The 11,009-nt window shown below is 55.7% G+C and carries 12 protein-coding genes; 6 read left to right on the forward strand and 6 right to left on the reverse strand.

Features of this window, described 5'->3' with window-relative positions:
* The first annotated feature begins 87 nt into the window (after window positions 1-87).
* From BST81_RS01155 to BST81_RS01170, 5 genes are all read left to right on the forward strand, one after another.
* Entirely contained in the window at window positions 88-864 is a 777-nt protein-coding gene (locus tag BST81_RS01155) for an MBL fold metallo-hydrolase (RefSeq protein WP_075596693.1), read from the forward strand.
* Window positions 865-879: 15 nt separating this feature from the next.
* Window positions 880-1,041, forward strand: coding sequence for a hypothetical protein (locus BST81_RS27850; protein ID WP_171974627.1), 162 nt, complete (start codon window positions 880-882; stop codon window positions 1,039-1,041).
* Window positions 1,028-1,792 (forward strand): creatininase family protein, encoded by a 765-nt coding sequence (locus BST81_RS01160; protein ID WP_075596694.1) that lies wholly within the window; start codon window positions 1,028-1,030, stop codon window positions 1,790-1,792. The genes BST81_RS27850 and BST81_RS01160 overlap by 14 nt, the downstream gene beginning before the upstream one ends.
* Before the next feature lie 26 nt (window positions 1,793-1,818).
* Complete coding sequence (gene glnT / locus BST81_RS01165) at window positions 1,819-3,180, forward strand: type III glutamate--ammonia ligase (RefSeq protein WP_075596695.1); 1,362 nt, start codon at window positions 1,819-1,821, stop codon at window positions 3,178-3,180.
* A gap of 110 nt (window positions 3,181-3,290) precedes the next feature.
* Entirely contained in the window at window positions 3,291-4,145 is an 855-nt protein-coding gene (locus BST81_RS01170) for an ABC transporter permease (RefSeq protein WP_075596696.1), read from the forward strand.
* A gap of 59 nt (window positions 4,146-4,204) precedes the next feature.
* On the opposite strand, the gene BST81_RS01175 is transcribed toward BST81_RS01170, so the two are convergent.
* Window positions 4,205-4,897, reverse strand: a complete 693-nt coding sequence (locus tag BST81_RS01175; protein ID WP_083636556.1) for an isochorismatase family cysteine hydrolase — start codon at window positions 4,895-4,897, stop codon at window positions 4,205-4,207.
* Between the two features lie 123 nt (window positions 4,898-5,020).
* On the opposite strand from BST81_RS01175, the gene BST81_RS28665 reads away from it, so the two are divergent.
* Window positions 5,021-5,827 (forward strand): VOC family protein, encoded by an 807-nt coding sequence (locus BST81_RS28665; RefSeq protein WP_253188042.1) that lies wholly within the window; start codon window positions 5,021-5,023, stop codon window positions 5,825-5,827.
* On the opposite strand, the gene BST81_RS01185 is transcribed toward BST81_RS28665, so the two are convergent.
* The 5 genes from BST81_RS01185 to BST81_RS01205 form a co-directional block, all read right to left on the reverse strand.
* Complete coding sequence (locus tag BST81_RS01185) at window positions 5,824-7,164, reverse strand: FMN-binding glutamate synthase family protein (protein WP_075596697.1); 1,341 nt, start codon at window positions 7,162-7,164, stop codon at window positions 5,824-5,826. The genes BST81_RS28665 and BST81_RS01185 overlap by 4 nt on opposite strands.
* A 95-nt stretch (window positions 7,165-7,259) precedes the next feature.
* Window positions 7,260-7,946 (reverse strand): protein glxC, encoded by a 687-nt coding sequence (locus BST81_RS01190; protein WP_075596698.1) that lies wholly within the window; start codon window positions 7,944-7,946, stop codon window positions 7,260-7,262.
* Window positions 7,934-8,830 carry a class II glutamine amidotransferase gene (locus BST81_RS01195; RefSeq protein WP_075596699.1) on the reverse strand — a complete coding sequence of 299 codons (897 nt, stop codon included), beginning with the start codon at window positions 8,828-8,830 and terminating at the stop codon, window positions 7,934-7,936. The genes BST81_RS01190 and BST81_RS01195 overlap by 13 nt, the downstream gene beginning before the upstream one ends.
* A gap of 125 nt (window positions 8,831-8,955) precedes the next feature.
* Window positions 8,956-10,284, reverse strand: a complete 1,329-nt coding sequence (gene glnT, locus BST81_RS01200) for a type III glutamate--ammonia ligase (protein ID WP_075596700.1) — start codon at window positions 10,282-10,284, stop codon at window positions 8,956-8,958.
* Between the two features lie 30 nt (window positions 10,285-10,314).
* Complete coding sequence (locus BST81_RS01205) at window positions 10,315-10,995, reverse strand: glutathione S-transferase family protein (protein ID WP_075596701.1); 681 nt, start codon at window positions 10,993-10,995, stop codon at window positions 10,315-10,317.
* Window positions 10,996-11,009 lie beyond the last annotated feature (14 nt).

Below are 11,009 nucleotides of genomic sequence, written 5' to 3' on the forward strand. Positions count from 1 at the left end.
GACGCCCACGGACTAAATCCCATCCCAGGCAGACCCTCCCATCCCTGCTTGGGATGGGAGAGGACGTAACGGTTCTTGGAGAAAATCGTGTCTACCCAAATTGTTTGTGAGAGCTGGTTTTCCACCCGCCTGGTGCAGGAGGGTCTGTATCTGATCACCGAGCCTCACTATTACTGGTATAACAGGGCCAATCTCTGGCTGATCAAGGGGCAAACCCAGGATCTCTTGATTGATACTGGCCTGGGCGTTTCCAGTCTGCGGCATTATATTGCTGCTCTGATCGATAAACCTCTGTTGGCGATCGCCTCCCACATTCACTTTGATCATTCTGGCGGCATGCACGAATTTGAGCAGCGGGCCATCCACGCTGCCGAAGCCGAGGCCCTGCGACAGGGGAATGATTACGAAGCCCTCTGCACCCCGGAACAGGGATGGGTCCAGCCTGAACACTTTGAACAGCTCCCCTATGCAGGCTTTACGGTTGAGACTTACACCCTCCAGGCGACTGAACCCACCCAGATTTTGCAGGCAGGGGACGTACTGGACTTGGGCGATCGAGCCCTGGAAGTCCTACATTTGCCGGGGCATTCTCCCGGTTGTATTGGCCTTTACGATGCCCGATCGCAGGAACTGTTCTCCGGCGATGTCATCTACGATGGCGAGCTGCTCGACGAACTCCACTGCAGCCACATCCCAACCTACATCACCAGCTATGAGCGGCTACAAAAGCTGCCGATTGAAACCGTCTATCCTGGGCACTATCCCATCTTTGGTCGGGAGCGCTATCACCAGATCTTGCAGGAATACCTGGACCGACGACGCCTGCCCGGATGTCCCTCCGATTACCTAAAAAAGATGGAATGATTATGGCACCGCTTTTTGACACAGGCATTACATCTAACATCTGCCCTATCCAAACCCACCCCGGCCCTGCGGGCCACCCCTCCCCAGAGGGGACTACCCCCCCTACAGGCGTTGCTGGAGGCGTTGCCTGCAGCAACGCCTCCAGGCAAGCATCGGCACGACTATGACACAGCCTGATCCCCGACCCGTCCTCTGGGAAGAACTCACCTGGGAACAGATTACCCATCTGCGCGAACAGGGCATGACCATGGCTATCCTGCCAGTAGGGGCAACGGAGCAGCATGGACTGCACTTACCCGTCGGCGTAGACACCTTCTCGGCGATCGCGGTTGCCCATGGTGTCTCTGCCCGCACCGGCATCCCCGTCCTGCCCGCCCTCCCCTACGGCTGTTCCCTCGGCCATTCCAAAAAATGGGCCGGGACCATTTCCCTGCGTCCTGAAACCCTGGCCAAGCTGGTACTGGAGATTGCTGAATGGGTCGCCAGTGCCGGGTTCGATCGGCTCCTGCTCCTGAACGGCCACGTCACCAACTGGGCTCCCCTACGCTGTGGGCTAGAAAACGTGCGACACACCTATCCCGACCTGCGGATTGCCCTGCGATCGATCTGGGAGATTGCCCCCAAAATTCACCAGTTTTACCATCGGGATGCCGCCAACTTCCATGCCAACTGTGCCGAAACCTCCGTTATGCTGGCCCTCCGGCCCGATCTGGTGCAAATGGAGAAAGCGATGGATGAACCCGATCGATCGGCCAGTTGTTTCTTTGCCTACACCGTCAACCAGGAGAGTGTCCACGGAGCCGTGGGAGCCCCCAGCAAAGCCGACCTCAACTTTGGTCAGCAAATCCTCGACACCTGCATCACTGAACTGAGCGCTCAGCTCCACCGCGCTCTGGCCGAAGGCACCCCCCTGGAAGAAAACCCTTGAATTGAATCCAAAAGTAAGGACACCCCATGGCAGCAACCCTGACCCCCGAACTTCAGGCCCTCAAATCCTCCCTGGAATCCAAAGGCGTGAAATATGCCCTGGCCAGTTTTGTCGATATCCACGGCATGTGCAAGGCAAAATCCGTGCCCCTCTCCCACCTGGGCCAGATGATGGCCGGGTCCGAACTATTCACCGGCGCTGCTCTGGACGGTGTTCCCCAGGATGTAAGTGACGAGGAAGTTGCCACCCATCCCGATCCAGATTCGGCCACAATTCTGCCCTGGAATCCCGAACTGGTCTGGTTTGCCAGCGACCTCTACCTGAAAGGAACCCCCTTCGAAGCCTGCTGTCGAGGCATCCTGAAGCGGGCTTTAGCCGATGCCGCTGCCATGGGCTTTACCTTCAACCTGGGCATCGAAACCGAGTTCTTCATTCTGCGGGAAACAGAAGATGGCAAAGCGGTTCCCATCAGCGATCGGGACACCCTGGCCAAACCCTGCTACGACCTCCAGGGCCTGCTGGACAATTACACCTGGGTCACCGAAATCGTAGAGGCCATGAACAGCCTGGGCTGGGATGTTTATTCCTTCGACCATGAAGACGGCAATGGCCAGTTCGAGACTGACTTCGCCTATTGTGATGCCCTTAAGATGGCCGATCGCTTCACCTTTTTCCGCCTGATGGTGAAAGAAATTGCCCGCAAGCACGGCTTTTTTGCCACCTTTATGCCCAAACCCTTTGCCAACCGCACGGGGAGTGGAGCCCACTACAACATGTCCCTGGCCGATCTCAAAACCGGCGAGAACCTGTTCTACGACCCAGAGGATAGCCGGGGCTGCAAACTCTCCAAACTGGGCTATCAGTTCATTGCCGGGGTTCTCCGTCACGCCCCCGCCATCTGCGCCACGATCGCCCCCACCGTCAACAGCTACAAACGTCTGATCGCCAGAGGCAGCATGTCCGGCTTTACCTGGGCTCCCATCTATGTTTGCTATGGCAACAACAACCGCACCAACATGCTTCGCATTCCCCTGGCTGGGGGGCGCGTCGAATGTCGGGCTGCTGATATTTCCTGTAATCCCTATCTGGGTGCGGCGATGATCCTGGCCGCTGGATTAGAAGGCATCCGGGAAGAATTGGACCCCGGAGATCCTCACACCGAAAACATGTACACCTATTCCCTGGAAGAACTCTCCGAGATGGGCATCCGGTTTTTACCCCGCCATCTGGGGGAAGCGATCGCCGCTTTTGCCAGGGACCCTCTGAGTGAAAAGGTGATGGGGCCGCTGATGTACAGGGCCTATACAGAGTTCAAAGCCCAGGAATGGGAGGAGTATCACACCCACGTCTCAGACTGGGAAATTCAACGGTATTTGAAGTTCTTTTAGCGAATGTCGCGCTGACTCCCCCACATTGCCCGATCGACCCACCCCAGCCCGTAGGGCCACCTCTCCAGAGGAGGGGATTTGGCTGATACTCTTATTTGGAGGTACTCCCCATGGTCCAATCCAGTCTGCCCTCTCCTGAACCGGCCAGCCGCGAATATCGCTACCTGGCTCCCTCCGTTTTCTGGAGTATTCGCCAGGGATTTCCCAGATGGTTAGCTCTCAGCCTTGTGGGCCTATCACTGATAGCCCCATTGCTCCTCTGGACTGTGATCAGCTATCTTCGCCTCGTTCCCGCCATCTTTTTACCCACACCGGGAGAGGTGCTGGATGCCGGGTTCAAGCTGTTCTTTGACAACAACCTGATCGTTGATGTGTTGATGAGCAGTAGCCGGGTTCTGGCCGGATTTATGGTTGCCGGGATCATCGGGGTGCCTATGGGATTAGCCATGGGAACGTTTTACAGTTTTGATAGCCTATTTGCCCCGATCGTCGGCATGGTCCGTTACATGCCTGTGACCGGATTCGTGCCTTTGATTGTCATCTGGTTCGGGCTAGGGGAAGTCTCAAAAGTCTTGATCATTATGCTGGGTGTAGTGTTGTACAACGCCATCATGGTAGCCGATGCAGTCAAATTCATCCCCAACGAGATGATCAACGTCGCTTACACGATGGGGGCAACCCGCCGCGATGTGGTGTTCAAAGTGATTATTCCCGCCACCTTTCCCAGCGTTCTGGATACCCTACGGGTGAACATTTCTGGAGCTTGGAACTTCCTCGTGATTGCCGAACTCGTAGCCGCCCAAAATGGTTTGGGATTCAAAATTATTCAGGCCCAGCGATTTTTGCAAACCGATAAAGTACTGTTTTGTATTGCCCTGATCGGAGTCATTGGCGTATTGATTGATTATGGATTAAAGTGGACCGCTCAGAAATTGACCCCCTGGGCTGATCAGATTCGGCATTGATGTTTGCCTGTAGAGGTGCTGCATGCAAGGTCTTTACGGGATTGGTGTATGCAACACCGCTACAGGTGGGGCACCAGGGTGTCAGAGGTGGTGACCCACCCGATCGCGCCGTTCTCCCCCAGCAGGACTTCGATCGCAGCCTCATGCTCCTTCCGGCTCAAGGCTGCACAACAATCTTCCAGGAGCAGGCAGAAAAAGCCAAGATCGCTGGCATGGCGATAACTTCCCAGGACACAACACTCTGTGGTTACGCCAGTAAAGAGCAAATGGGTAATCCCTTTTTGGTGCAATACAGATTCCAAATTAGTTGCAATAAAAATGGATTGTGCGGGTTTATCCAGTTGCAATTCAGTTGCTAAAGGTTGTAACTCTGCAATTAATTTTGTGCCTGCTTCTCCCTGGATTAAAAACCGACCCATTTTGCCTGGACTCCCGATCGGATAGCCCGCATTGATGTACCGTTGTTTTTTACTGGGAGTCACATCCGATAGGTCAGGCAGATGGCTTTCTCGGGTGTAGATAACGGGCATACCCTGCTCTCTGGCCCAGGCGATCGTGCGCTGGATGTTAGGAACGATCGCCGCAACTGCCGACAAATCAGCCCCCAATTCATGCCCACAAAAGCCCTCCGGATGGCAAAAGTCATTCTGCATATCGATCACAACCAGAGCCGTTCGATCGGGGTCAAGCGGGAAAGGATGCTGACGGGTAGGCACCCAAATCGGCGTAAAATTCTGGTTCTCTAAATTCATCGTGACAGCCTATCCTAAAGGCGCAATCATGGGAAAGGGAAAAAATTGGCGTTGTTAATGCCATTCTGCCATGTCCACCTTGCCAAATTTTCTCGATTTGCCGTTATGATTTCGGAGTTTAGCATGACCCGCAGCACTCTCACCGATCGTCTGGAATCCCTGAAAGCAGGTGCCACTGCTGCTGTGACTGCCGGTCTGGTGGGTCTGGTGCTGCGATCGCTGCTAACCAGTGGCCCCCTGAACCTGGCATCTGGATGGCATCTGGGGATTATTCTGATCAGCGGGTTTCTGTTTGGGGTCACCTACCGCTACGTCGTGCGGTGGGATCCCAATCCCCATCTCAAATCTGGAGCTGTACTATCCTTCGGGCTGGTACGAGGGTTAACCGCAATAGAGAACACGGCTCTAGACCTGGACTGGTCATCGCTGATGCCATTAGGCGAAAGCCTGTTGCTGTTTACCGTAGCAGCCCTGGCCCTGGAACGGGTGATGGCAAAAGCTGAATCGGAGGGGAAACTGCGACGGGTGCATCACATTGCTTTGAATGTGCAAGATATGCAGAAGTCCCGCCACTTCTACGGGCAGGTTCTGGGATTAGAGGAGCTCACCGGAGCAACAGTGCCCGTAACCCTTCAGGAACTGGTTGCGGCTGGTAAGGTCTGCAACTTTGTCACCCCTGATAGCACCGTGCTGGATCTGTTCTGGGAACCAAATCTGACTCCACCCGACCCTGATCCCCAGCGCCAGTTCACCCGCGCCAACCATCTGGCCTTTGATATTGCCCCCTCCCAATTTGAAGCTGCCTTAGCTAGATTACAACAGCACGGAGTGACGATCGCAGAAGGTCCCGTCAGCCGTCCCACTGGACGGGGCGTTTATTTCCACGACCCCGATGGCTTTCTGATTGAAATTCGCTGCGACGCCAATTAGCCCGGAATCCAACTGGTGCCAGCCAGAGGCACACGGGCCATAGCTGCGGCTTCCACCGTCAGGGCCACCAGATCTTCCCGCTCCAGATGGTGAACATTCTGCTTACCACAGGCGCGAGCGATCGTGGTCAATTCCATATTCAGAGTCTGCAGGTAGTTTTTCACCCGACGAGCCCCCACCTCCGGTTCCAGCCGTTGTTCCAGCACCGCATCCTGGGTCGTCACCCCCACCGGACATTGACCCGTATGGCAGTGGTGACAATAACCCGGAGCCGTCCCCAGCGCCATATAATCCTCCACCGCAGAATGATGGCCCCCATTCTGGACGTAAGTATCACTATTACAGCCCAGGGCAATCAGCACCCCCTGACCGATCGACACCGCATCCGCTCCCATGGCCAGGGCCTTAGCCACATCCGCCCCCGTGCGAATCCCGCCAGAGACAATTAACTGCACCTTCCCCTTCATATCCATCTCCTCCAGGGCCTCCACCGCCTGCCGCACCGCCGCCAGCGTAGGAATTCCAATGTGCTCAATGAACACGGTCTGAGTTGCTGCTGTCCCCCCCTGCATCCCATCCACCACCACCACATCCGCCCCGGCATGCACCGCCAGCTTGACATCATTAAAGGGACGGGCCGCCCCCACCTTGACATAGATGGGCTTCTCCCAATCCGTAATCTCCCGCAGTTCCTGAATTTTGATGGCCAGATCATCCGGCCCCGTCCAATCCGGATGACGGCAGGCCGATCGCTGATCAATCCCCTCCGGCAGCGTCCGCATTTCCGCCACCCTGGCATTAATCTTCTGACCCAGTAGCATCCCCCCCCCACCGGGCTTCGCCCCCTGGCTGATCACCACCTCGATCGCATCCGCCTTACGCAAATCCTCCGGATTAAACCCATAACGAGACGGCAGACATTGATACACCAGTGTCTGAGACGATTGCCGTTCCTCCAGCGTCATCCCCCCATCCCCTGTGGTGGTCGAGGTCCCCATCTCCGTTGCCGCCCGTCCCAGCGCCTCCTTCACATTCGCCGACAGGGAACCAAAACTCATGCCCGCGATCGTAATCGGAATTTTGAGCGCGATCGGCTTTTTCGCATAGCGAGTCCCCAGAACCGTCTCCGTAAAACACTTTTCCCGATAGCCCTCCAGGGGATATCGACTCAAGGACGCCCCCAGAAACACCAGATCATCGAAATGGGGCAATTGACGTTTTGCCCCCATACCCCGAATTTCATAAAGACCGTGAGCTGCAGCATTTTGGATGTAATGGATGATGCGACGATCGTAGCCCCAGGATTCTTCCCGGTGGATAGCAGGATGAGTATTCATATCCGTTATATGTCGTTTATATGTCGTTATCGTTGTCATTGTCGTTGTCCCCGTAGAGGCGCGATGAATCGCGCCTCTACGGCAGGCAGGGAAAATCAGTATTCCTGATCCGCATCGGCATTCCAGTGGTAGAGCTGGCGGGCAGAGGCAATGCGTTTAAATTCTGCAGGAGAATAGGAAAATCCCGCCCGATCGAGCAGCTCCCTGAGCCCTTGATAATCCGCCTCCCTCATAGGCTCGATCTGGGCATCCGCCCCCAGAGATTTAATCTGTCCCCGCACATAGATTACTGCTTCGTAAAGGGAGTCTCCCAGAGCATCCCCCGCATCGCCACAGATGACCATCCGGCCCGCCTGGGCCATGAAGCCAGAGAAGCTGCCCACCGCCCCTCCCACCACAATGTCCCCTCCCTTGAGGGAAATCCCACAGCGTAGCCCTGCATCTCCATCGATCGTCAGCAACCCCCCATGGGCCGACGCCCCCGCCGAAACTGATGCAAAGCCCTTAACATGAACTCGACCAGACATCATATTTTCCGCCACACCAGGTCCGGCATTGCCATGAATCGTAACCGTCCCCTGCTGGTTCATCCCAGCAGCATAGTATCCGGCATGGCCCAGAATCTCAACCTCGATCGCAGCATTCAACCCCACCGCAATGCTATGCGCCCCATCTGGATTGAGCAGGGTGACCTTACCCGTCTTCTGCTCCGGATGCTGATGCAGAAACGTATTCACCTGCCGCAGCGGGATCTGAGCTAGATCAAAAGTTACACTGTCCATAGGTAGATCTCCTCCGGTGCCGGTTCATAGATGCGGGCCTGTTTCACATCCGGCAGGTGCGCCAGAGAACGAAACTCCGACGCGATCGCCACATAATCCGCTGTTTCCGCCACGATCGCCGGTTTGCAGGCAAAGGCATCCCGCACCAGCGCCAGCTTATCCGCCGTCCCGATCAGGAAGGTGTAGAACCCATCCAGAGCCTCAAATCCTTGCTGAATAGCCGTTTCTAAAGTGTCTCCTTCCCGCATTCGCCATTCCAGAAAGCGGCAAGCCGCCTCCGTATCGTTATCTGTCTCAAAGTGAATCCCCCGAGGCTCCAGTTGCCGCCGAATTTGATTCGGATTGGACAGAGAGCCGTTATGGACCAGACAGAAATCCTCCCCCGCCGTGAAGGGATGGGCATGGGCTGGCGTCACCGCTGATTCCGTCGCCATCCGGGTATGGCCCACCGTATGGGACCCCTGCAGGTTGAGGAACTGGTAGCGATCGGCCACCTCCTCCGGCCTCCCCGTATCCTTGTAAAGGTCGATCGATCGCCCCACCGAGAGCAGATGCAGTTGGGGATAGTGCTGTTGCAGCCAGGGCTTGAACTGGTCTGGAGCTAGTGCCGCTGTCAGAACCGCATGATTTCCCTGCACCTCCAGGTCTGGGACGAATCCAAACTGTATCTGCAGGTTCTTGGCCAGATCCCCCCAGCCATAGGTCGTCCCCCCAGAGTAGAGACTGTACTTGCGTTCCGTCTCCGGCAGGGCATCGGAGAAGATGGCCAGCCCCGCCGAATCCGGTCCCCGATCGCCCATCCCCACCAGCATCGGCACCAGCAACTCCCCCAGGGAAGCCCGCAGATGGGGCTGCTTAATTAAAAGTCCAACAATGCCGCACATACAAATATTCCAGTCAAATATTCCAGTGGTTAGTCAACTTGATATTGAGGGGGTGTGGGGGTTTCACCCCACGCGGGGCATAGCCCCCCTGCACCCCCGCTTGTCAGATATGTCTTGGCAGAACCCTAGAAAAACTCCAAATACCGCTCCACTTCCCACTCCGACACATGGCGCATGTACTCCACCCACTCCATTCGCTTCAAGGTCATGAATTCATTGGCTAAAACGCCCAAGGCCCCTTTAATCACCGGATCAGAATCCAGGGCCTCGATCGCCTCCTTCAGACTTTGGGGCAAGGTGGCAATTCCCCGCTGCTTCAACGCCTCCGGCGATAGGTCATACAGGTTTTCGTTATGGGGTTCTCCCGGTTCGATCGCCTTCTCAATCCCATCCAGTCCAGCGGCGATCGCTGCTGCTGTGGCCAGGTAGGGATTACAGGAGCCATCCGCTAGCCGCAGTTCCAGCCGTCCACCGGGAATACGAACCATACTGGAGCGGTTGTTATCCCCATAGCTGATGTAGGCCGGTGCCCAGGTAGCCCCACTCAGCGATCGGCCCACCACCAGCCGCTTATAGGAATTCACTGTCGGCGCACAGAGGGCCGTCAAAGCCCCAGCATGGGCCAGCAGCCCCCCCAGGAAGTGATAGGCCAGTTTCGAGAGTCCCAGATTGCAGGAATCTGTATCATCTGCAAACAGATTGGTTTTACCATCACTGATGGAAAGATGAATGTGCATCCCTGTGCCAGTACGATTGGCAAAAGGTTTGGGCATAAAGGAGCAAATTAAACCCATTTCCCGGGCAATTTCAGAAGCAGCCATTTTGAAAAAGATATAGCGATCGGCAGTGGTTAATGCCTCCGTATAGGTGTAGTTGATTTCAAACTGTCCATTGGCATCTTCGTGATCCACCTGATAGATATCAAAGCCAACGGCTTGCAGACTTGTGACCAGTTTCTCGATATAAGCTGCACTGCGGGACAGGCCCTTATAGTCGTAGCAGGGCTTATCCAGGGTATCCGTCTGATCAAAGGGATGGATGTGGCCCCGATCGTCTCGCCGCAGCAGGGCAAATTCCGGTTCTACCCCGGTGTAAAGGGTCCAGCCTTTCTGTTTCAGTCGTTCGAGTTGTTGCATGAGCACATAGCGGGCATCGTAGGGATAGGGCTCCCCCTTCACATGCCCGACGCAGACGATGCGGGCAAATCCCGGCATCCAGGGAACGAGGGAAAGGGTCGAGAGATCCCCTACTGCCAGATAGTCGGGACTGTGGGGGTCCATCCCCAGTCCCCAGACCGCAAATCCAGCAAATCCGGCCCCCGGATTCAAGATATCCTCAAAATGGGAAGCCGGAACAGCCTTGGTTTTGGCAACCCCATGGATATCCACAAACTGAGCCAGGATAAACTTAACGTGATTTGCTTCCAGAAATGCTTTTGCCTCTGCCGGGGTCATTGCTTTTTCTCCTTAAGATGGAATCAAACCTTAATCATTCAAAAGCGGTCCAGTAACACCCAGAAATGCCTGGGGAATCACCTCTGCCTCAGCAGTTGCAGCCGCTAGCCATTGTTCCATTGCTGGTAGAGTCCAGATAGTGTGGGCATAGGTCTGGGCGACAGGGGGCAGGGACACCCCATAGGTCACAAACCGGGATACGACGGGGGCATACATGGCATCTGCAATGGTGAATGGGCCAAAGAGGAAATCACCTGCCCCCCCAAAGCGTTGGCGGCAATCCTGCCAGATCGTGGTAATCCGATCGATATCGTCCTGAACTGCCGGGGTCATCCCCTGCCCTGGATAGCGAGACCGGCAATCCATCGGCATCTGGGTCCGCAGTTCCACAAAACCTGCATGCATCTCAGCGCTGATAGAACGGGCGATCGCCCGCTGGTTCGGGTCAGCCGGGTATAACCCAGCCTGAGGAAACCGTTCAGCCAGATACTCACAAATGGCTAGAGAGTCCCATATCGTCAGGCTCCCGTGCTGTAACACAGGTACCCTTTTGGCAGGAGAATATTGGGAAATTTGCTGTCGGCTCTGGGGTGTATTCAGGGGAATCCGAATTTCCTTAAATTCAATCCCAAAGTGCTGCATCACTAGCCAGGGGCGCAGCGACCAGGAGGAATAGTTTTTGTTGCCAATAATCAGGGTGAAGGGGTCCATAGGGTGTCCTGTAG

Origin of the sequence: Leptolyngbya sp. 'hensonii', from assembly GCF_001939115.1 — a bacterium.
GTDB lineage: Bacteria > Cyanobacteriota > Cyanobacteriia.

Coding starts and splice junctions, on each gene's coding strand:
- BST81_RS01160 (WP_075596694.1), top strand. CDS start 1,028: ATGACACAGCCTGATCCCCGACCCGTCCTCTGGGAAGAACTCACCTGG.
- glnT (WP_075596695.1), top strand. CDS start 1,819: ATGGCAGCAACCCTGACCCCCGAACTTCAGGCCCTCAAATCCTCCCTG.
- BST81_RS01170 (WP_075596696.1), top strand. CDS start 3,291: ATGGTCCAATCCAGTCTGCCCTCTCCTGAACCGGCCAGCCGCGAATAT.
- BST81_RS01175 (WP_083636556.1), bottom strand. CDS start 4,897: ATGAATTTAGAGAACCAGAATTTTACGCCGATTTGGGTGCCTACCCGT.
- BST81_RS28665 (WP_253188042.1), top strand. CDS start 5,021: ATGACCCGCAGCACTCTCACCGATCGTCTGGAATCCCTGAAAGCAGGT.
- BST81_RS01185 (WP_075596697.1), bottom strand. CDS start 7,164: ATGAATACTCATCCTGCTATCCACCGGGAAGAATCCTGGGGCTACGAT.
- BST81_RS01190 (WP_075596698.1), bottom strand. CDS start 7,946: ATGGACAGTGTAACTTTTGATCTAGCTCAGATCCCGCTGCGGCAGGTG.
- BST81_RS01195 (WP_075596699.1), bottom strand. CDS start 8,830: ATGTGCGGCATTGTTGGACTTTTAATTAAGCAGCCCCATCTGCGGGCT.
- glnT (WP_075596700.1), bottom strand. CDS start 10,284: ATGACCCCGGCAGAGGCAAAAGCATTTCTGGAAGCAAATCACGTTAAG.
- BST81_RS01205 (WP_075596701.1), bottom strand. CDS start 10,995: ATGGACCCCTTCACCCTGATTATTGGCAACAAAAACTATTCCTCCTGG.